The 20,185-nt window shown below is 64.3% G+C and carries 17 protein-coding genes and 1 tRNA gene; 14 read left to right on the forward strand and 4 right to left on the reverse strand.

The window, feature by feature from the left end; genetic code table 11:
* Positions 1 to 26: 26 nt before the first annotated feature.
* Positions 27 to 878: an IclR family transcriptional regulator gene (locus GGD62_RS00145; RefSeq protein WP_246799962.1), complete on the reverse strand. Its 852-nt coding sequence runs from the start codon at positions 876 to 878 to the stop codon at positions 27 to 29.
* Between the two features lie 103 nt (positions 879 to 981).
* Here GGD62_RS00145 and GGD62_RS00150 point away from each other — a divergent pair, with 103 nt between their 5' ends.
* The 9 genes from GGD62_RS00150 to GGD62_RS00190 all read left to right on the forward strand — a co-directional run bounded on the left by GGD62_RS00150 (position 982) and on the right by GGD62_RS00190 (position 9,616).
* Positions 982 to 1,902: a dihydrodipicolinate synthase family protein gene (locus GGD62_RS00150; protein ID WP_179730860.1), complete on the forward strand. Its 921-nt coding sequence runs from the start codon at positions 982 to 984 to the stop codon at positions 1,900 to 1,902.
* 24 nt (positions 1,903 to 1,926) lie between these two features.
* Positions 1,927 to 3,366: an FAD-binding oxidoreductase gene (locus tag GGD62_RS00155; protein ID WP_183706768.1), complete on the forward strand. Its 1,440-nt coding sequence runs from the start codon at positions 1,927 to 1,929 to the stop codon at positions 3,364 to 3,366.
* A 2-nt stretch (positions 3,367 to 3,368) separates the two neighbouring features.
* Complete coding sequence (locus tag GGD62_RS00160) at positions 3,369 to 4,475, forward strand: four-carbon acid sugar kinase family protein (protein ID WP_183706769.1); 1,107 nt, start codon at positions 3,369 to 3,371, stop codon at positions 4,473 to 4,475.
* Positions 4,472 to 5,509 carry a 4-hydroxythreonine-4-phosphate dehydrogenase PdxA gene (gene pdxA, locus GGD62_RS00165; protein WP_179730853.1) on the forward strand — a complete coding sequence of 346 codons (1,038 nt, stop codon included), beginning with the start codon at positions 4,472 to 4,474 and terminating at the stop codon, positions 5,507 to 5,509. The genes GGD62_RS00160 and pdxA overlap by 4 nt, the downstream gene beginning before the upstream one ends.
* A 13-nt stretch (positions 5,510 to 5,522) precedes the next feature.
* A complete protein-coding gene (locus tag GGD62_RS00170) occupies positions 5,523 to 6,653 on the forward strand; it encodes an iron-containing alcohol dehydrogenase (protein ID WP_246799963.1) in 1,131 nt (376 codons plus the stop codon).
* A 60-nt stretch (positions 6,654 to 6,713) separates the two neighbouring features.
* On the forward strand, positions 6,714 to 7,685 hold the full coding sequence (locus tag GGD62_RS00175; RefSeq protein WP_049814951.1) for a tripartite tricarboxylate transporter substrate binding protein: 972 nt from the start codon (positions 6,714 to 6,716) through the stop codon (positions 7,683 to 7,685).
* Between the two features lie 16 nt (positions 7,686 to 7,701).
* Complete coding sequence (locus tag GGD62_RS00180) at positions 7,702 to 8,835, forward strand: acyltransferase (RefSeq protein WP_183706771.1); 1,134 nt, start codon at positions 7,702 to 7,704, stop codon at positions 8,833 to 8,835.
* Positions 8,836 to 9,011: 176 nt separating this feature from the next.
* Positions 9,012 to 9,085: transfer RNA gene (locus tag GGD62_RS00185), tRNA-Gln, on the forward strand.
* Positions 9,086 to 9,253: 168 nt separating this feature from the next.
* The gene (locus GGD62_RS00190) at positions 9,254 to 9,616 is read left to right on the forward strand and encodes a DUF1428 domain-containing protein (protein ID WP_026202257.1); all 363 of its coding nucleotides are present in this window, start codon (positions 9,254 to 9,256) and stop codon (positions 9,614 to 9,616) included.
* Positions 9,617 to 9,826: 210 nt separating this feature from the next.
* Here the strand turns inward: GGD62_RS00190 and GGD62_RS00195 are convergent, their stop codons facing one another.
* The 3 genes from GGD62_RS00195 to GGD62_RS00205 all read right to left on the reverse strand — a co-directional run bounded on the left by GGD62_RS00195 (position 9,827) and on the right by GGD62_RS00205 (position 14,783).
* Positions 9,827 to 10,393 (reverse strand): invasion associated locus B family protein, encoded by a 567-nt coding sequence (locus tag GGD62_RS00195; RefSeq protein WP_018319814.1) that lies wholly within the window; start codon positions 10,391 to 10,393, stop codon positions 9,827 to 9,829.
* A 65-nt stretch (positions 10,394 to 10,458) separates the two neighbouring features.
* Positions 10,459 to 13,605 (reverse strand): multidrug efflux RND transporter permease subunit, encoded by a 3,147-nt coding sequence (locus GGD62_RS00200; protein WP_092252580.1) that lies wholly within the window; start codon positions 13,603 to 13,605, stop codon positions 10,459 to 10,461.
* The gene (locus GGD62_RS00205) at positions 13,602 to 14,783 is read right to left on the reverse strand and encodes an efflux RND transporter periplasmic adaptor subunit (protein ID WP_183706772.1); all 1,182 of its coding nucleotides are present in this window, start codon (positions 14,781 to 14,783) and stop codon (positions 13,602 to 13,604) included. Before GGD62_RS00205 ends, GGD62_RS00200 begins: the two co-directional genes overlap by 4 nt.
* A 377-nt stretch (positions 14,784 to 15,160) precedes the next feature.
* Between GGD62_RS00205 and GGD62_RS00210 the strand changes: the two genes are divergently transcribed.
* From GGD62_RS00210 to exbD, 5 genes are all read left to right on the forward strand, one after another.
* Positions 15,161 to 15,400 carry a hypothetical protein gene (locus tag GGD62_RS00210; protein WP_018319817.1) on the forward strand — a complete coding sequence of 80 codons (240 nt, stop codon included), beginning with the start codon at positions 15,161 to 15,163 and terminating at the stop codon, positions 15,398 to 15,400.
* Positions 15,401 to 15,626: 226 nt separating this feature from the next.
* Entirely contained in the window at positions 15,627 to 18,026 is a 2,400-nt protein-coding gene (locus GGD62_RS00215) for a TonB-dependent siderophore receptor (RefSeq protein WP_183707544.1), read from the forward strand.
* Between the two features lie 2 nt (positions 18,027 to 18,028).
* The gene (locus GGD62_RS00220) at positions 18,029 to 18,718 is read left to right on the forward strand and encodes a Fe2+-dependent dioxygenase (protein WP_183706773.1); all 690 of its coding nucleotides are present in this window, start codon (positions 18,029 to 18,031) and stop codon (positions 18,716 to 18,718) included.
* Entirely contained in the window at positions 18,715 to 19,716 is a 1,002-nt protein-coding gene (exbB, locus tag GGD62_RS00225) for a tonB-system energizer ExbB (protein ID WP_183706774.1), read from the forward strand. The genes GGD62_RS00220 and exbB overlap by 4 nt, the downstream gene beginning before the upstream one ends.
* Positions 19,717 to 19,719: 3 nt before the next feature.
* A complete protein-coding gene (exbD, locus tag GGD62_RS00230) occupies positions 19,720 to 20,178 on the forward strand; it encodes a TonB system transport protein ExbD (RefSeq protein WP_018319821.1) in 459 nt (152 codons plus the stop codon).
* Positions 20,179 to 20,185 lie beyond the last annotated feature (7 nt).

Raw genomic sequence — 20,185 nt, forward strand, 5'->3', positions numbered from 1 at the left:
ACGGGACACGTCCGCGAAGAGATCGCTCAGCTCGTCAATCCCGACTTGATCGCGAGATCCTGTACCTGGCTGGTCAGCTCCATCAGCCGCGGCAGTGCCTGGTCGCGGAAGGCCGCCATGTCCATGCGCATGGCATCGACCGTGATGCTCAATCCCCCGATCACCGAGCCCTGGGCGTCGAAGATCGGCGTTGCCAGCGTGCGCAGGCCGTAGGCGTTCTCGCCGTCGGAGACGGCATGGCCTTTTCTCTTCACCTGATCGAGCCGGGCGAGCAAGGCATCGAGATCGGTCAGCGTCCGCTCCGACAGTTTGACGCGAGGGCGCGATTCCAGTCGCTCGATCTGCTCGTCCCGCGCCAGATGCGCCAGCATGACGTGACCGAGCGCGGCGCTGTAGGCGGGAATGCGCGTGCCCGGCCGGCGATCCATCTTGTGGCGGTCGAGGCCCGCGCCGACGCGCGCGAGATAGACCACGTCGCCGCCGTCGAGGATGCCGAGCGAAGCCGCATCGCCGACATCGGGCACGAGATCGCGCAGCAACGGCTCGACCATTGGGCGCAACGATCCATGCGATAGCACGGTGTAACCGAGGTCGAGGCAGGCAACACCGAGGCGGAACCGGCGGCTCTGCGGCACGGTCTGGAGATAGCCGATCTCGGTCAGGGTCTGAATCAACCGGAACGCCGTTCCGCGATCGAGATCGGCCCGTGCGGCAATCTCACTCAGGGTGAGCTCGAAGGCCTCGCTGCTGAAGCTCTTGAGCACGGCAAAGGCCTTGCCGACGGACGCCACATGATTCTTGGGGTTTTTCGGGGGCGATTCCGATTTGCGCTTTGTGGCCTTCTTTTCGACCTTGGCCATGCCCGAATGCCTTGCCATGACAGCCACCGCCCTTGACGCGGCGGCAAGCTGATTTTACGACTGGTCAAGCCAATAACAAATGTTCGCATTCCGAACAACTGATTTGACGATCGGAGGAAGTTTGTCGACACCATCGCTGCACCCTCATGGCGTGTTTTCCGCCGCGCTGACCCCGCTCGACTCCCAGCTCGCTCCGGATCATGCGCGCTTCATCGCGCATTGCCGCTATCTCCTCGATGAGGGCTGCGACGGTATCGCGCTGCTCGGCACGACGGGCGAGGCGAACTCCTTCTCCGCGGCGGAGCGCATGGCGCTGCTCGAGGCGGTGGTGGCTGCCGGCATCGCGCCGCAACGTCTTCTGCCGGGCACCGGCGTGGCCGCGCTCAGCGAGACCATCGCCCTGACGCGCCACGCACTCTCGGTCGGCGTCGACACCGTCGTGATGCTGCCGCCGTTTTATTACAAGGGTGTCACGGACGACGGCGTTTACGCGTCCTATAGCGAAATCGTGCAGCGCATTGGCGATGCCAGGCTCAAGGTCGTGCTCTATCACATCCCGCAGATGTCGGCGCAGCCGATCTCGCATGCGCTGATCGAGCGGGTGCGAACGGCTTATCCGGCAACGTTCGTGGGTATCAAGGATTCCTCCGGTGACTTTGCGAACATGACCGCGATGGTCGAGCGCTTCCCCGGCTTTTCGGTCTTGGTCGGAGCCGATCCGTTGCTGCTGCCGCTGCTGCGCAAGGGCGGCGCCGGCTGCATCACGGCGACCTCCAATCTGGTCGCGCGGGACCTTGCCTATGTCTACAAGCATTTTCGCGATAGCGACGACGACGCGGCGCTCAAGACGGCGCAGGCGCGCATCGTGAAAGCGCGCGAGCTGGTTTCGCGCTTCCCGCAGATGGCCTCGCTGAAGACATTGGTGGCAGAGCGCACTGGCCACGCCGGATGGCAGCGCCTGCGACCGCCGCTGGAGTCGTTGCCGCCCGAGCAGGTGAAAGAGCTGCTCGCGAATGCTGCGGCATTCGCAGCCGCTTTGTAGCCGGCGCGACGACGAGGCGATCAGATGTCGGACTCCTTCCAGGGCGCGCTTTCCGGGCTTGCCGCGATCGTCGGGGACAAGCAAATCATCGCGGTTGGACCCGACCAGGAGCCTTATGTGGTGGACTGGCGCGGGCGTTATCACGGCCGCGCGGTTGCGGTGGTGAAGCCCGGCTCCACCGCCGAGGTCGCCGCCGTCGTCAGATTCTGCGCGGCCCTGCGGCTCGCGATCGTGCCGCAGGGCGGCAACACCGGCATGTGCGGGGCGGCAACGCCGGACGATCGCACGGGCAATATCGTGATCCGGCTCGACCGGATGCGGGCCGTGCGCGACGTCAGCCCGCTCGCGAACACGATCACAGTCGAGGCCGGCTGCATCCTCGCGGAGGTGCAGAATGCGGCGCGCGAGGTCGATCGCTACTTTCCCTTGAGCCTGGGTGCCGAAGGCTCCTGCCAGATCGGCGGCAATATCTCGACCAATGCCGGCGGCACAGCGGTGCTGCGCTACGGGCCGACGCGCGATCTCGTCCTCGGGCTGGAGGTCGTGCTGCCCGACGGGCGAATCTTCAACGGCCTGCGCGCACTGCGCAAGGACAATACCGGCTACGCGCTCAAGCAGCTGTTCATCGGGGCGGAGGGGACACTCGGCATCGTCACCGCGGCGGTGTTGAAGCTGTTCGCGCCGCCGCGCAGCTCGGCGCTGGCGCTGCTGAAATTGCAGGGCGTGGAGCAGGCGCTCGAGATCATGCAGCGCCTGCGCGGCGCGGTCGGCGACCGGCTCGGCAGCCTCGAGATCATGTCGCGCGCGCAGATCGAGGCGATCGCAGAGTCCGTGCCGCATGTCACGATCCCCTTCGAGCTGACGACGCCGTGGTATCTGATCGTCGAACTGACCGACACGCTCGCCGGCGTCGACCTTGATGAGCCGCTCGCCACGGTGCTGGCGGATGCGATGGAAGCCCACCTTGCCGAGGACGTGATCCTGGCCTCCAACCTCGCGCAGGCGAAGGCGATCTGGGCTGTCAGGCACAGCGTGTCCGAAGGCAACAAGCGTAGCGGCTATGTCGTCTCGCACGACAGTGTCGTTCCGCTGGAGCGCCAGGCCGCCTTCGTCACCAATGTCGAGGCCCGGATCAACGCCGCGGTACCGCACGCGCGGGTCGTGATGCATGGCCATATCGGCGACGGCAACATCCACGTCATCGCCCTGATCGACCGCGCGCGTTGCCAGGACCCGGCGGCGACCGCTGCGCTCGTGGCTGAAATCAACGAGATCGTTGACGACGAGACCGCAGCGCAGGGCGGTGCGATCAGTGCCGAGCACGGCATCGGCATCACCAATCGCGGCCGGCTTGCCCGTGTGGCCGATCCTCTCGACATCGAGCTGATGCGCGATATCAAGAAATTGCTCGATCCGAAGGGCTTGATGAATCCCGGCAAGATTTTTGGTGCGGGAGCGGCATAACCATGACGAGCGTCCGCCTGCTTGCCGACGATCTCACCGGTGCGCTCGACACCGCGGCGGAGTTCGTCGGCCTGTGCGGTCCGTTCGATGTCGTCTGGTCGGGCGCGCTTGCGCCGCTGGAGTCCGGGAGCCTGGCAATCGATAGCGGCACCCGTGAGCGGTCGAAGGCCGAGAGCGTCGAAATCGTTGGGCGACTGGCGCCCCACCTTCAGGGCGGGACGATCGCCTACAAGAAGGTCGATAGCCTCCTTCGGGGCGCGTGGGCGGCTGAGCTCGACGCCTGCCTGCGCAGCGGCCATTGGGCTTCTTGCGTGGTCGCGCCGGCGTTCGATTATCAGGGACGCCGCACTGTCGGTGGCCAGCAATTCGCCCGCACCGTGCATGGCGATTGGCACAGGGTCGGCGACAATTTGCTGGATCAGTTGCGGCAAGACGGCATCGAAGCACGACAGGGCACGGCCGAAACGCTCTCGCAAGGCGGCGTTCAGGTGTTCGATGCCGAGAGCGACCTCGACCTCGATCGCGTCGTCGAAATGGCGCAGCGCATGCCGGGGCCCGTGTTGTGGTGTGGCAGCGGCGGCCTCGCCGGTGCGCTTGCCCGGGGTCAAGGCTCCTCTGCGTCCTCGCAACTGAAGCGGCCGGTGCTGGGGCTGTTCGGCTCCGACCAGGCCGCCACCGCATCCCAGCTGGCGGCATGTGGTCACGCCACCATCGCGCTGGCCGAGGGGGAGGGCGGCGCGGGCGTTCGACGCAAGCTGGCCGACGAGGGCGTGGCGCTGGTCAAATTCGCCCTCGCTGACGGCTTGACGCGAGCCGAGGCGGCGCGGCGGATCGCGCACGAGATGACCCGGCTGATCACAGCACTCGAACCACCGGGCACGCTGGTTGTTGCCGGTGGAGAAACACTGAAGGCCGCATGCCTTGCCCTTGGCGCGCATGCGCTCGAGGTGACAGGACGTATCGTGCCGGGATTGCCGCGCTCGACGTTGCAAGGCGGCCGCTGGGCCGGCGTCGATGTCATCTCGAAGTCCGGCGCCTTCGGTCTCAGCGAGCTGTGGCGCGACCTGCTTCGGGATAATCATTTGCTCAGCAAGGGGAGTCCGACATGACCTCTCGTCATCTTGCCATCACCATGGGTGATCCCGCCGGGATCGGGCCGGAGATCATCGTCAAGGCCTGCGTCGGGCTGAAGGACCGGATCGCGAACGGCGATCTGCGGATCCTGATCATCGGCAGCGGCGCGGCGCTCGATGGTGCGAAAGCCGCGCTCGGTGCCGGCATTGCGATTCCCGAAGTGCGCAGCGAGGATCGTGACTGGCCGAACCTCTGCTTCCTCCAGGCCGACATCGAGGGCGACCCGATCAAGCCCGGCGTGCTCAGCGCCGATGGCGGCCGCTTTGCCTACAAGGCGATCGAGCAGGGCGTGCGCCTGACGCAGGCGGGCCGGACCGCGGCGATCGTCACGGCGCCGCTCAATAAGGAAGCGCTCAACAAGGCCGGCTATCATTTCCCTGGTCATACCGAGATGCTGGCGCATCTCACCGGCGTGCGCGGCTCGGTGATGCTGCTCGCCCATGGCAATATGCGCGTCAGCCATGTCTCGACCCATGTGGCGCTGGAGGACGTGCCGAAGCGCCTGACGCCGGAGCGTCTGCGCATGGTGATCGACCTCACCAACGATGCCCTGCTGCGGCTCGGAATCGCCAAACCGAAGATCGCGATCGCGGCGCTCAATCCGCATGCCGGCGAGGGCGGCCTGTTCGGCCGGCAGGACATCGACGTGTCTGCACCGACGATCGCGAAAGCGGTCGCCGACGGCCTCGACGTCGTCGGGCCCGTGCCCGGCGATACCATCTTCGTCAAGCTGCGCGCCGGCCAGTACGATGCCGCGGTCGCGATGTATCACGACCAGGGGCACATTCCAGTCAAGCTGCTCGGCTTCCAGGTCGATCCCGCGACCGGCCGCTGGCAGGAATTGTCCGGCGTCAACATCACGCTGGGCTTGCCGATCATCCGCACTTCCGTCGATCACGGCACCGCCTTCGACATCGCCGGCAAGGGCATCGCCAACGAGCACAGCCTGATCGAGGCCATCGACTATGCCGAGCGGCTCGCCGCTGGCGCCTCCGTATCCAAATCATGAGTTCGAACGCACGATGACCAACGCCTTCACGCCCATCGAAATCCAGCGTCCCACCATCCTCGAGTTCGGCAACGGCACGATCGGCGCTGCGGCGCGCTTCGTCGAGAGGACCGGCGCCATGCGGCCGCTGGTGATCTCGGATCCGTTCAACGCACGCCGCGTCGACATGCTGGCGCTGCCGGGTACGGTGAAGGTGTTCGGTGACGTCAAGCCCGAGCCGGACCTGCCCAATCTCGAGAAGGCCGTGGCGATGGCGAAGGACGTCAAGCCCGATCTCGTCGTCGGATTCGGCGGCGGCAGTGCGATGGATCTCGCCAAGCTGGTCGCGGTGATGTGCACGAGCGACGTGCCCTTTGCCGACATCGTCGGACCGGAGAAGGTGGCCGGCCGCAGCGTCGCGCTGATGCAGATTCCGACCACGTCGGGCACCGGCAGCGAGGCCGGCACCCGCGCGCTCGTGACCGATCCCGTCAGCCAGAACAAGCAGGCGGTGCAGAGCCGCTTCATGCTGGCCGACATCGCCATCGTCGATCCGGATCTGACGATGACCGTGCCGAAGGAGGTCACCGCGGCGACCGGGGTCGATGCGCTGGCGCATTGCGTCGAGGCCTATACCAGCCGCAAGGCGCATCCGGCGATCGACCTCTACGCGCTCGAAGGCGCGCGGCTGGTCGGACGTTATCTCAAACGCGCGGTGGCCGATGGCGGCGATCGCGAGGCGCGTGCGGGTCTCGCGCTGGCCTCGCTCTATGGCGGCTATTGCCTGGGACCGGTGAACACGACTGCCGGCCACGCGGTGGCGTATCCGCTCGGCACGCGGCACCACGTGGCACATGGCCTCGCCTGTGCGGTGATCTTCCCGCATACGCTGGCGTTCAACATGCCGGCGGTGGAAGCGAAGACGATCGCGGTGCTCCAGGCGCTCGGTCTGCCGGAGGAGGGCGATCCAAAGCTCGCGTTCGAGGCAAGCTACAAGTTCTGCAGCGATCTCGGCATCGAGATGCGGCTGTCCGCGCTCGGCGTGCCCCGGGACGATTTCGGCGTGATGGCCGACGAGGCGCACGCCATCCGCCGCCTGCTCGACAACAATCCGCGCGACCTCGGCCGGGATGCGATCCTGAACATGTACGAGGTCGCGTTCTAACCGTCTCCGCGGCTCGCGCGCGGCAGCCAATCAACAACACGGAAAACAGAGGAAACTTCTATGAGATCGATGTGGCTTGTCCTTGCCTCAGCCTTGGTGCTGGCGGCCTCACCCGCAAAGGCGCAGGACGGCTATCCGTCCAAGCAGGTGACGGTGGTCGTTCCCTTCGCCGCCGGCGGCACCGCGGACATCTTCGCGCGCATGGTCTCCAACCATTTGCAGGCGAAGTTCGGCAAGCCCTTCGTGGTCGAGAATGTCGGCGGTGCCGGCTCGATCCTCGGCGTGACGCGGGTGGCGAAATCGGCGCCGGATGGCATCACGCTCGGCCTTGCCAGCACGTCCGCGCTTGCGATCAACCCGTCGCTCTACGGGCCGAAGCTCAGCTACCAGCCGGACAAGGATCTGGTGCCGGTCGCCCAGATCAGCGTCGTGCCCAATGTTCTCGTCGTCAATCCCAACAAGATCAAGGCGCGTACCGTGCCGGAGCTGATTGCCTATCTGAAGGCGAATCCGGACAAGGTCTCGTTCGGCTCGGCCGGCGTCGGCACCTCGCAGCACCTTGCCAGCGAGCTATTCCAGCAGATGACGGGCACCAAGATGGTGCACGTGCCCTACAAGGGCTCCAGCCAGATGCTGACGGATCTGCTGAGCGGACAGATTGATCTCGCCTTCGACAACGTCCCCCTGCTGCTGCCGCAGGTGAAGACCGGCCAGCTCGCGCTGCTCGCGACCGCAACGCCGAAGCGCGCCGCCTTCGATCCCGAAGCTCCGGCCGTGGCCGAATTCCTGCCCGGCTTCGAGGCGGTGGCCTGGCACGGTTTCATTGTGCCCGCGGGCACGCCCAAGCCGATCGTCGAAAAGCTCTCGGCCGAGATTCGCGCCTTCATGGCGCAGCCGGAGACGGTGCAGAAGATGGCCGAACTCGGTGCCACCGCTGTCGCCGTGGATTCCGAACCGTTCGCGGCCTACATCAACGCCGAGACGGCGCGCTGGAAGAAGGTGATCGAGGCCGCCAACATCAAGCTGGAGTAGGGCGGCACGCGAACAGATGAGCCGGCCGCCGCATGCAGATGGGGCGGCCGCTTGTTCAGCGCCGGTCGCCGGTCTAAGTTCGCATCAGCCAACGGGTGCGGGGCTGATGGGGACTGTTCGTTTTCTGCTGGCGGCGATCGTCGTTGGATTTCATTGCCAATTTGGCGTCATTCACCAGACAATCGGAGGTTTGGCCGCTGTAGAAGTCTTCTACATCATCAGTGGCTTCTACATGGCCGCCGCCTATGAGCGGCACTATCCGGGACGGCCTGCTGCATTCTTCGCCAGCCGCTTCGCGAGGCTTTATCCGTTCTACCTAGCTGTTCTGGTAGCTACGTTCGCGCTACACCTGTGGAACCCGGCGAACGAGAGCGGCATCTTCAATTCCCTCCGAACGGAAGAGCGGCCCTATGTGATCAACCTGTCGCTGCTGGGTCTCGATCTCTATTCGGCCATGCACAGCACCACGTATCTCCTGGTTCCGCAGGCGTGGTCGATCAGCGCGGAGATCGTCTTCTACGCGTTGCTGCCTGCCTTGCTTCTCCTGAACAGAAAATGGCTCGCCGGGTTGGTGGTCGCCGCCTTCGCGATCAAGATGACCATTCTGCACGTCTACGAATGGAAATGGGCTTACTTCCCGTTTTACAGCCAGATCGGCTATTTCGGCACCGGCGTTGTGCTCTTCTCGTTGCGAGATCGCCTGACATGGTCGACGCGTGCGGGCTACTGGCTCGCGGCCCTCTACTGCCTCTATCTCCTCGCCGACGTCTATGCCGACGTCGACTATCACGGGGGCATCGTTCAGGGCGTGCCGCTGGTTATCGCAACCTGCATCGTTATTCCGACGCTCTTCTCAAGGATCAACGGACCGCTGTCGACCGCGTTGGGCGATGCCTCCTATGGCGTCTATCTCTCGCATTTTCTCTTCATCCAGATCGCGATCAATCTGCAGGTATTTGATCCGATCACGCTGACCAATCCGCACATTGTGAGCCATTGGCGAATTCTGTTTCAGACCTTGGGCATCCTGCTCGCATCCACGGTCGTCGCGCTCGCCTTCGAGTTCACGGTGCAGCGATGGATCGATCGGGCGCGCCGATCGCTGTTCTACAACCGCAAAGGGCCGCAGGATTCCTTCGGGAAGGCTTGAGATAGTCCGTCCTGTCGGTGCGAACGCAGCCAGAACAAGCCGAGATGTTCACAGAAGGGCTGGACCGCGAAGGTCAGCGCGGCTATATGAGCGGCCTGCGAGCCGCTGATTTGCAAAGCTGTCAGCCCGCCCTCGCAGAACTTCCGAAGAAAGCTTAGCGATTTCAAGCGCTTCGGTGGGGAATGGTGTAACGGTAGCACAACAGACTCTGACTCTGTTTGTCTTGGTTCGAATCCAGGTTCCCCAGCCAGTTCCGGGCACGCCCAAAGTCCAGATCTTCAGGTCCTTCGGTGCCAGTGAACGGTCCATGGGCCGCGCCGCTGGTCGCGACCGTTTGCCTCATCTGAAATCGCATTTCCCCGGTCGGATCGCCGTGCTCTGCATCGTCCTTGGGTCACACAACTCAAGGAGATTCCTGATGCCCTATGTCGATGGTTTCGTTCTGGCCGTGCCGAAGGACAAGATCGAGGCCTACAAGACGCTGTCGACGACCGCCTGCGCGCTCTGGATGGAGCACGGCGCGCTCGATTATGTCGAATGCGTCGCTGACGATGTCCCCTATGGCGAGCTCACCTCGTTTCCGCGCGCGGTGATGGCGAAGGAGGACGAGGTCGTGGTGTTCGCCTGGATCGTCTACCGCGACCGGGAGACCCGCGATGCCGTCAACAAGAAGGTGATGGAGGACCCGCGGCTGAAGATGGAGGGCATGCCGTTCGACGGCAAGCGCATGATCTATGGCGGGTTCACGACCTTGCTCCGGGCGAGCGACGTCGTCAGCTGACAGGCGGGGGAGAAAGGCTATCTCGGAGGCGCGCGGTCGACTTCGGCCTGCAGCAGCAGCAACAGGCAGCCGGCGAGCCGCGCCTCCATCACCGAATACACGCTGCTGATCGACGGGGCTGCTGCACGCCGTCACCATCACAATGACCAGCGGCTCGACGGCGATGCCGTCGGCAACGCGCAGATGGCGCGGCAGTAACGGGGACTTGCGTTACTTGATCTTGTCGTAGGCGGAAGCGAAATCGCCCAGCGGCATCGGAATCGCGATCGTCTCCTTGGCCATGTTCTGGAAGGAGACCTTGAGCTGCTTGCCCGACCGCAACGCGGCGAGCAGATCCGGCGCGATCGGCGCCGAGGCGTAGCAGCCGCGGTTCTCGCAGGTCTGGATCTGGAGATCGACCGTCTTGCCCTCGTCGACCTGGAGCTTGGCGCCGATGGGAAGGTTGAGGCCGAGCGGCAATTGCAGCAGCGCCACCGGCGTGCGGGTGTCGGGCGCGATGCGGATGTTGATCAGCACGATGGTCTGGCCGGTCTTGGTCAGCACCGCGTTCTGCTCCATCGCACATTCGAGCGGCGCGTCACGGCTGGCGCTGGTGCAGCGCACGATCCAGCCGGGCTGTTGCGCCGGCGCGCCGTCAGCCTGTGGCTGCGTCGGAGCCGGTGCCGGCTGCGCCGCCGGAGCGGGGGCGTTCTTCTTGGCGGCTTGTTGGGCATACGCGGCGCCCAAGGGCAACAGGACAGCTGCGGCGAGGGCGACAAGTCTGGATTGCATGAGCATGGCGAAACCGCGTTGGCGTGAACCGGGGCCTCGCTGTAGCGTCGCCGGAAGCGCCGTGCAAGCCGCTACTCGGCAGCTTCCTTAACGGTGCCGTGCTCCACCGCCTCGCCGCCTTCGCCGTCACCCGAACGGCCCCAGCCCGAGAACCAGTTGTTGAGCTCGTCGAGATAGAGATAGACCACCGGCGTGGTGAACAGCGTCAGCGCCTGGCTGACGATCAGGCCGCCGACCATGGCGTAGCCGAGCGGCTGGCGGATCTCGGCGCCGGTGCCGTGACCGAGCATCAGCGGCACGCCGCCGAGCAGCGCGGCCATCGTCGTCATCATGATCGGGCGGAAGCGGAGCAGGGCGGCCTGGCGGATCGATTCCGCCGGCGTCTTGTGCTCGTCGCGCTCGGCGGCGATGGCGAAGTCGACCATCATGATGCCGTTCTTCTTCACGATGCCGATCAGGAGAATGATTCCGATCAAGGCAATGAGGCTGAAGTCGAACCCGGCCGCCATCAGGATCGCGAGCGCGCCGACGCCGGCCGAGGGCAGCGTCGACAGAATCGTGATCGGATGGATATAGCTCTCGTAGAGGATGCCGAGGATCAGGTAGACCACGACCAGCGCCGCAAGGATCAGCAGCGGCACGGTGCCGAGCGATTGCTGGAACGCCTGCGCCGTGCCCTGGAAGCTCGAGTTCAGCGTCGGCGGCGCGCCGAGCTCGGCCATCGCCTTCTGCACGGCTTCCGTCGCCTGGCCGAGCGCGACGCCCTGGCCGAGGTTGAAGCTGATGGTGATCGCCGGGAATTGGCCCTGGTGGCTGATCGAAAGCGGACGGACCGGATCAGTGGTCCAGGTCGCGAAGGTCGACAGCGGCACCTGGTCGCCGGTCAGCGGCGACTTCAGATAGAGCTTGTTCAGGCTGTCGAGATTGCCCTGCATCTCCGGCAGGATCTCCAGGATCACCTTGTAGGTGTTGAGCTGGGTGAAATACTGCGTGACCTGTCGTTGTCCGAAGGCATCATACAGCGTGTCGTCGATCAGCTGCGGCTGGATGCCGTAGCGCGCGGCGGTGTCGCGGTTGATCTTGAGCTGGACCGTGGTGCCCTGGGTCTGCTGGTCGGTCGCGACGTCGCGCAGCTCCGGCAGCGTCTGCATCTTGGCGAGGATTTTGGGCGCCCACTCGTTGAGCTCGGCGAGGTCGGCGTCCTGCAAGGTGAACTCGAATTGGGTGCGCGTCGGCCGGCCGCCGAGCCGGACGTCCTGGGCCGCCTGCATGTAGACGCGGGCGCCCTCGACCTTGTCGAACTGCGGACGCAGTCGCGCGATGATCTGCTGAGCCGAGGCATCGCGCTTGTCGCGAGCCTTCAGCGTGATGAATATGTTGCCGTTGTTGCCGGCGCGGCCGCTGCCGCCGATCGACATGGCGACGCTGGCGACGTCGGGATCGGCGAGGATGATCTTGCCGAGCTGTTCCTGACGCCGGGTCATCTCCTTGAACGAAATGTCCTGCGAGGCTTCCGAGGTGGCGGTGATCAGGCCGACATCCTGCTGCGGGAAGAAACCCTTCGGGATCAGGACGAACAAATAGATCGACAGTCCGAGCGTGGCGAAGAAGATCGCCAGCGTGGTGCGCCGCCAGGCCAGGGCGTGATCGAGAACGTATTCGTAGCCGCGCAACATCGCATCGAAGGCGCGCTCGCTCCATTGATAGAAGCGGCCGTGGCGCACCTCGCCATGGGCGCGCAGGAAGCGCGAAGCCATCATCGGCGTCAGGGTCAACGACACGAACATCGAGACGAAGATGGTCATCGCCAGCACGACGGCGAATTCGCGGAACAGGCGTCCGATGATGCCGCCCATCAAGAGCAGCGGAATCAGCACCGCGACCAGCGAGATGCTGATCGACACGATGGTGAAGCCGATTTCCTTCGAGCCGCGGAAGGCGGCCGCCATCGGCGATTCGCCTTCCTCGATGTATCGCGTGATGTTCTCGAGCATCACGATGGCATCGTCGACGACGAATCCGACCGCGATGGTGAGCGCCATCAGCGACAGATTGTCGAGTGAATAGCCGACGACCCACATCAGCGCGCAGGCGCCGAGCAGCGCCAGTGGAACCGTGATGGCGGGAATGACGGTGGCCCAGAAGCTGCGCAGGAAGATGAAGATGACCATGACCACGAGCGCGATGGTCAGCAGCAACGTGAACTGGACGTCCTCGACCGCGGCGCGGATGGTCGTGGTACGGTCGCTGATGAGCTCGATCTTGATGGCGGGCGGGATCGCCGCCACGAGGCGGGGCAGGGTCGCCTTGATCCGATCGACGGTCTCGATGACGTTGGCGCCCGGCTGCTTGAAGATCACCAGGAACACGCCGCGCTTGCCGTTGGCCCAGGCCGCCTGCTTGGCGTCTTCAGCGGCGCTGACCGCCTGGCCGATGTCGCGGATTCGCAACGGAGCGCCGTTGCGATAGGCGATGATGACGTCGTTCCAGTCCTTCGCGTGCGTGAGCTGGTCGTTGGCGTAGATCGTGTAGGCGCGCTTCTCGCCGTCGATATTGCCCTTCGGACTGTCGACCGTGGTGATCGCGATCTGGCTGCGTACGTCCTCCATCGACAGGCCCTTGGCGACCAGCTTCGCGGGATCGACCTGGACGCGGATGGAGGGTTTCTGCTGGCCGCCGATGAAGACCTGGGCGACGCCGGAGAGCTGGCTGATCTGCTGGGCGAGCTGGGCGTCGACCGCGTCGCTGACGCTGGTCAGAGGCAACGTCTCCGATGTCGCCGACAGCAGCAGGATCGGCGCATCGGCCGGGTTGACCTTGCGGTAGGTTGGCGGCGAGGGAAGATTCTTCGGCAACTGGCCGCTGGCGGCGTTGATGGCACCCTGCACGTCATTGGCAGCGCCGTCGATGCTGCGGTTGAGATCGAACTGGATGGTGATCGACGCGGTGCCCAGATAGCTCGTCGAGGTCATCTGCGCGATGCCGGGAATCTGGGCGAACTGCCGCTCCAACGGCTGCGCCACCGACGAAGCCATCGTCTCGGGACTGCCGCCCGGCAAATTGGCGGTGATCTGGATGGTCGGGAAGTCGACCTGCGGCAGCGGTGCGACCGGGAGCAGGGGATAGGCGACGAGACCGACGAAGAGGATGCCGGCCATCAGCAGCGAGGTGCCGATGGGATAACGGATGAAAGGTGCCGAAATCCCGCCCTCGGTCATTCCTGTCGTACCTTGTTCTGGGCGTTCTGGGCCGGGTTCGAACTCGCCACCGCCGTCGAGACGAGGCTGCCGGGCTGCACCTTGAACTGGCCGCCGGTGATCACCTGCTGACCGGGGCTCAGCCCTTCTTCGATGACCGAATGTCCATCGATAGCGTAGGTGACCTTGACCTTGTGCACCTCGGCCTTGTTGTCCTGATTGACGGTATAAGCGTAGAGACCGTTGGTCGAATGCTGAACCGCGTCATCCGGAACCACGGTCGCATCCTTCAGCGTCCGCACCAGAAGCCGCGTCGAGACCGACTGGCCCGGCCACAGCGTGTGGTCCTTGTTGTCGAACACCGCCTTGAGCCGGATCGTTCCGCTGCTGGTGTCGACCTGATTGTTGATGACCGCAAGCTTGCCCTCGGCCAGCGTCTTCTTGCCGTCGGTGGTGAAGGCGATCACCTTGAGCGCGCCGCTCTTCTGGCCTTCGGTGATATAGGGCAGCTGGTCTTCCGGCGCGGTGAAGATCACCGAGATCGGCTCGACCTGCGAGATCGTGACGATGCCCGTCTGCGTCGAGGCGTTGACGATGTTGCCGATGTCGACCTGGCGCAGGCCGGCGACGCCGGTGATCGGCGCCTTGACCTGGGTGTAGTCGAGCTGGGTCTGGGCGTTGGCGATCGCGGCGTCATCGGCGGCGATCTGGGCGGTGAGCTGGGCGACGGTCGTGCGCTGGGTGTCGACCCGCTGGGCGGTCGCGAATTCGCCGAGCTTCGTGGCGCGCTGAAGCTCGAGATTGGCGTTGGCCAGACTAGCCTCGTCCTGCGCCTTCTTGGCCTTGGCCTGGTCGAGCGTGGCTTGATAGGGACGGGGATCGATCGAGACCAGAAGCTCGCCCTGCTGGACGATCTGGCCTTCGCGGAAGGCGAGCTTGTCGATCTGGCCATCCACGCGGGTGCGGACTTGCACGGTGTTGAACCCCTGAACCGTGCCGAGACCGGTCAGATAGACCGGGAAATCGACCTTCTGAACCGGGGCAACGCTGACGGGGACGGCGGTCGGGCGGGGTGGACCCTTCTGGGCGGTCTGGGTTTTTCCAGCCTGGGAGGCGTCGAATTTCTGCCAACCATAGTAACCCGCGGAGGCCACGGCCGCGATGATCAGAATCCAGAGGATCGGCCGGGACTTTTTCATATCGTCTCGTGTCGGCTCTTGTGCCCTCAGCTACGAATTATGGGGCAATCGTAGGGTTCCAGAGCGTTTGTATAATACACGCCAAGTTCCAGTGTAAACAGCACTATCAGTTGAGAATCCTAAACAATTGGAAAGCTTTGCACCGTCTGGGCAGTGGTCTGGCGCGGCGGTGTGCAGTGCTGCATTTTCCCGGCAGGCGCGATCGGCGAACACACCTCAAGCAGCACTCCCGGACGGTGTGCTCGGGCCGAATGGCGCCGGGTCGAGCCGCCGGTCGGTATCGGTAACAAGAATGGTTCTAAGTCGGGCGGAAGCCGTTTCGGTTGTCAGGAATTTCAGCATCGTCCATATCGGCGCCGCCACAACGGGAGCGCAGGATGGACGAGCTGAACGGCAAGCTGATCGCGTGTCAGATTCTGATCACGGGATTGATCGCGCGTGTCGCCAATGAGCAGCGTGATCCCTTGCGCTTCCTCACCGACTTCCGGGACGAGATCAAAGCGGTCGTGAACGGCGTCAACATCGCCGGCATGGACTCAACCGATCGCGTGCGCGCTGTTGCGCTGAAAACCGTCGACGAATTGTTTTCGCTGATGAAGCCGCCGAGCAGCGATTGATGCTGTGAGCGAGCCATCGATTGCCCGGCATTCGGCGCGCGGTCTTTTAGAACGAGTCCAATATCAGTTTAGAACGATTTCAAACTGTAGTTTAGAATTGTTTTGAACTGGACCGATTCAAGGGTTCTTGCGAGGCGCTCGCATTGACCCGCTATTTTGCGGCCGATACCAACAACTCATCGTTCGTCAAAGTGAGTGAGCGAACAGGAAGATGGGGCGTTTGGTAATGGGGCAGGTGGTCGCACCGAGGTCGTTGCGTTCGGTCGCAGCATTCGGTCTGGTGGATGAAAAGTTCGCAGGTGTTTCCGGCAAGAAGGTCTCGGCAGTTGCGAGCTTGATCGCGGTGGCGTCGGTGTCGAGTGGCGCGCAGGCGCAGCAGTCCAACCTGCCGCCGGTAACGGTCGATGCTCCCGTCGAACGTCCGCGTCCAACCTCGTCGAAGCCTTCGCCGGAGCAGGTCCGCGCCCGCAATGCGATTCGTCGCGCCGCGCAGCGCGAGCAGGCGGCACAGCAGACGGCGCCGACCACGCCGTCAGGCGCTCCCGACGGCAATCCCTATGCCGATCCGGCCGCGCCCTACAAGGTCGACCACGTCCAGGCCAGCGGCAAGTTTCCCGAGAAGATGCTGAACACGCCCAAGTCGATCACGGTGCTCAGCAAGGAAGTGCTCGAAGACAAGAACGCGACGACGTTGAAGGAGATCGGGCGCTCGACCGCGGGCGTGACGCTCGGCTCGGGCGAGGGCGGCAACGCGTTCGGCGACCGTTTCTTCATCCGCGGCTTCGATGCGCGCAACGACGTGTTCATCGACGGCATCCGTGATCCCGCGGTTTCCATCCGCGAAAACTTCTTCACCGAGCAGATCGAGATCCTGCGCGGGCCGGCATCCTCCTACGCCGGCCGTGGCACTGCCGGCGGTGCCATCAACATCGTCACCAAGCAGGCTGGCGACGTCAACTTCAAGCGCATGGACTCCGAGTTCGGCACCGATCAGACCAAGCGCGTCACGCTCGACGTCAACCAGGTCATCGACCCGACCTTCTCGGTGCGCACCGGCGGCCTGTTCCAGGATGCCAATGTCGCCGGCCGCGATTATGTGACCGACAATCGCTGGGGCACCTTCATCTCGACCAAGTACACCCCGACCAACGACATCAAGATCACCACGAACTACGTCCACACCGACCTCAGCGGCCTACCGGATTTCGGCGTGCCCTATTACAAGCAGGGCAATGTGCCGGTGACCTCGGCCGGCATTCCGCGCGGCAATTGGTACGGCTTCCTTAATCGCGACTTCCAGACGGCGCGGCAGGATTTCGGTACCGGCACGATCGAGTACAAGGTCAACGAGGCCATCACGCTGACCAGCAAGGTGCGCGGCGAGCACTCGGTGCTCAACTATATCGGCACGCTGCCGCAGAATCCGAATACGACCAGCCCCAATCCGCTGCTCTGGACCACGACGGCGAGCGCGCAGAGCCGCTACCAGACCGTGGACGTCTGGGCCAACCAGAACGAGGCCACGTTCAAGCTCGACACCGGCGGGGTCAAGCACACCGCCGTGTTCGGCGTCGAATATTCGAACGAGAACATCTCGATCGACCGCTACGCCGGCCTCGCGTCGGAGCTGTCCGGCTCGCCCTTCACGAGCAACGGTGCCGTGACAGGGGTCAATCTCTACTCCCCGCAATACACCAACATTCCCTTCGGCATTCCGTCACTCCTCGGAAACCCGACGCGCTACGGCGTCAACACCAGCAGCGTCTATGTCATGGACACCGCGAACTGGCAGGACACGATCATCGTCAATGGCGGCGTGCGCTACGACGGCTACAGCCAGAGCGCGTCGAACAATTCGAGCTTCGTGAAGCAGAACGCGGATCTCGTGAACTACAACGTCGGCCTGGTCTACAAGCCGATGTCGATCGGCAGCATCTATGCAGCCTATGCGACCTCGGCCAATCCGTTCGGCTCGGAGCTTGACGCGACCGGCACCGATTACGGCGGCGTTCCGCCCAACTCGACCCTCTTGCTCGGGCCCGAGCGCAACAAGGCGGTCGAGCTCGGCACCAAATGGGAACTCGCCGACCGCCACCTGCTGGTGACCGGCGCGCTGTTCCAGACCACCAAGGACAACGCGCGCGAGACCGTCAACGGCCTGCTGACCTCGGGCGCTGCCTACAGGATCCAGGGCATCGACATCGAAGCCGAGGGCAAGATCACCGATCGTTGGAGCATCTTCGGTGGCCTGGTGCTGATGCAGTCCAAGGTCACCCAGAGCGGGGTTGCCTCCAATCTCGGCCTGCAGCTCGCCAACGTTGCCCACCAGTCGTTCAGCATGCTGACCAAGTACAAGTTCGATGACGGCTGGGAGCTCGGCGGGCAGGCGGTGTACCGCTCGAAGGTTTACGGCGGCACGTTTGCGGCCAACACCAACGAGCTGCCGAGCTATTGGCGCTTCGATGCCTTCGTCGAGAAGAAGATCGACAAGAACTGGACCATGAAGTTCTACGCTCAGAACCTGACCAACAAGCTCTATTACGACTCGTTCTATCGCAGCAACGTACCGTTCGTGGCGGTCGCGCCCGGGCGCGCGTTTTACGTCGTGACGACAGCGAAGTTCTGATCATGTTGACGTGCCTGCCAGGCGTTCTCAGCAAGGATGATGTGGCGGATTTCCGCCGCATCATGGACGCCAGCGAATGGGAGGATGGCCGGTCCACCGCCGGCGCGCAGTCGGCGATGGTCAAGCGCAACGAGCAATTGCCGCCCGATAGCGAAGTCGCGCGAAAACTCGGCAACCGCATCATCTCGGCGCTGACATCGAACCCGCGCTTCATCGCGGCGGCTATACCGCTCCAGATCTTCCCGCCGCTGTTCAACCGCTATGCGGCGGATAGCGGCCACCATTTCGGCCTGCATATCGACAATGCGATCCGCGGCGACCGTCTGACCGGCCTTCGCATCCGCACGGACCTCTCGGTGACGCTGTTCCTCGCCGAGCCGGAAGAGTACGACGGTGGCGAACTTGTGATCGAGGACACTTACGGCTCGCACGAAGTCAAGTTGCCAGCCGGCGACTGCGTGCTCTATCCCTCGACCAGCCTCCACCTCGTCACGCCGGTGACCAGGGGAACACGGGTTGCGTCTTTCTTCTGGCTTCAGAGCATGATACGGGACGATCAAGCCCGGAGCATGATCTTCGACCTCGACACCGCGATTCAGGCGCTGGTGGACCGGCTCGGGCGTGACGATCCCGAAACGGTCAAATTGACGGGTATCTATCACAATCTCATTCGCTACTGGGCCGAAGTATGAAGACCATGACCTTCCAAGCAAGCCTTGCCGCAGCCTTGATGCTGGCGGCCGCCTGGCTCGCATCCCCCGTTTCCGCCCAGACACAACCCCCCTCGGCACCGACGCAGTCGACGGCTCAGCCGGCCCCGGTCGTTCCGGCTCCGGCGGCGCCCGCGGCCACCACGCCAGCGGCCCCGGCGCCTTCGGCTTCGACGGCAGCCACCCCGGTTGCTCCGACGACGCCCTCCGCGGCCGCCGTTTCGACCACCGCCAAGCCTGATGCCAAGTCCGATGCCAGGTCCGATGCCGCGGCTGGCATCGCGCCGGCGATGAAGGAATTGTCGCCCTGGGTGATGTTCATGTCGGCGGACGTCATCGTGAAGGCGGTGATGATCGGGCTCGCCTTCGCATCGCTGATGACCTGGACCGTCTTCATCGCCAAGTCGATCGAGCTGTCGGTCGCATCCTCCAAGCTTCGTTCGGCGCTGAAGAAGGTTGCGGAGACGCGCTCCCTCGCCGAAGCGCAGATGGCGCTCGGAGCCAAGGAAGGTATCCTGCCGTCGTTCCTGACGGCGGCCCTGCGCGAGGCGCGGATGTCGGCCGGCCTGTCCAGCGACGCCGGCATCAAGGAGCGCGCAGCCTCCAGCTTCTCCGAGATCGTGCGCGCCGAGGCGCGGCGCATCCGGATCGGCATGGGCGTGCTCGCGACCATCGGCTCGACCTCGCCCTTCGTCGGCCTGTTCGGCACGGTCTGGGGTATCATGAACAGCTTCATCGGCATCTCGAAGTCGCAGACCACGAACCTCGCCGTCGTCGCGCCCGGCATCGCCGAAGCGCTGCTCGCCACCGCGATCGGCCTCGTCGCCGCCATTCCCGCCGTCATCATCTACAATCACTTCTCGCGCGTGACGAAGGGCTATCTCGAGCTCGTCAGCCGCGCCTCGGGTGCAGCGGCGCGGCTGCTCTCGCGCGATCTCGACCGCAGCCACGGCAGCGTGCATTCGCGCGCAGCGGAGTGAGCCATGGGCGTTTCGCTCGCAGACAACGACGGCGACGACGACGATTTCTCGGAAACGCATGACATCAACGTCACGCCGTTCATCGACGTCATCCTGGTGCTGCTGATCATCTTCATGGTCGCAGCTCCGCTCTCCACGGTCGACCTGCCGATCGACCTGCCGACGTCGAGCGCGACGCCGCAGAAGAAGCCGGACAAGCCGACCTATCTCAGCATCAAGCCCGATCTGACGCTTGCCCTCGGGGAGAACCCCGTTCACCGGGCCGAGCTGATCGGGACGCTCGACGGACTGTCCGACATGAGCAAGGACAAGTACGTCTTCCTGCGCGCCGATCGTTCGGTGCCGTACGGGGAGTTGATGGGCGTCATGGAGCTCCTGCGCTCAGGCGGCTATACGCGGGTGAAACTGGTGGCGCTGGAAGGCGCACCGGGAGCGCCTGCGGCAGGCGCCGCTCAGCCTTAGAGGCCCG

This window comes from Bradyrhizobium sp. ERR14 (assembly GCF_014198235.1).
Classification (GTDB): Bacteria; Pseudomonadota; Alphaproteobacteria; order Rhizobiales; family Xanthobacteraceae; genus Bradyrhizobium.

Bases quoted from the DNA above. Each gene is read 5' to 3' on its own strand.
- GGD62_RS00145 (WP_246799962.1), bottom strand. From the start codon at position 878: ATGGCAAGGCATTCGGGCATGGCCAAGGTCGAAAAGAAGGCCACAAAG.
- GGD62_RS00155 (WP_183706768.1), top strand. From the start codon at position 1,927: ATGTCGGACTCCTTCCAGGGCGCGCTTTCCGGGCTTGCCGCGATCGTC.
- GGD62_RS00160 (WP_183706769.1), top strand. From the start codon at position 3,369: ATGACGAGCGTCCGCCTGCTTGCCGACGATCTCACCGGTGCGCTCGAC.
- pdxA (WP_179730853.1), top strand. From the start codon at position 4,472: ATGACCTCTCGTCATCTTGCCATCACCATGGGTGATCCCGCCGGGATC.
- GGD62_RS00170 (WP_246799963.1), top strand. From the start codon at position 5,523: ATGACCAACGCCTTCACGCCCATCGAAATCCAGCGTCCCACCATCCTC.
- GGD62_RS00175 (WP_049814951.1), top strand. From the start codon at position 6,714: ATGAGATCGATGTGGCTTGTCCTTGCCTCAGCCTTGGTGCTGGCGGCC.
- GGD62_RS00180 (WP_183706771.1), top strand. From the start codon at position 7,702: ATGAGCCGGCCGCCGCATGCAGATGGGGCGGCCGCTTGTTCAGCGCCG.
- GGD62_RS00190 (WP_026202257.1), top strand. From the start codon at position 9,254: ATGCCCTATGTCGATGGTTTCGTTCTGGCCGTGCCGAAGGACAAGATC.
- GGD62_RS00195 (WP_018319814.1), bottom strand. From the start codon at position 10,393: ATGCTCATGCAATCCAGACTTGTCGCCCTCGCCGCAGCTGTCCTGTTG.
- GGD62_RS00200 (WP_092252580.1), bottom strand. From the start codon at position 13,605: ATGACCGAGGGCGGGATTTCGGCACCTTTCATCCGTTATCCCATCGGC.
- GGD62_RS00205 (WP_183706772.1), bottom strand. From the start codon at position 14,783: ATGAAAAAGTCCCGGCCGATCCTCTGGATTCTGATCATCGCGGCCGTG.
- GGD62_RS00210 (WP_018319817.1), top strand. From the start codon at position 15,161: ATGGACGAGCTGAACGGCAAGCTGATCGCGTGTCAGATTCTGATCACG.
- GGD62_RS00215 (WP_183707544.1), top strand. From the start codon at position 15,627: ATGGGGCAGGTGGTCGCACCGAGGTCGTTGCGTTCGGTCGCAGCATTC.
- GGD62_RS00220 (WP_183706773.1), top strand. From the start codon at position 18,029: ATGTTGACGTGCCTGCCAGGCGTTCTCAGCAAGGATGATGTGGCGGAT.
- exbB (WP_183706774.1), top strand. From the start codon at position 18,715: ATGAAGACCATGACCTTCCAAGCAAGCCTTGCCGCAGCCTTGATGCTG.
- exbD (WP_018319821.1), top strand. From the start codon at position 19,720: ATGGGCGTTTCGCTCGCAGACAACGACGGCGACGACGACGATTTCTCG.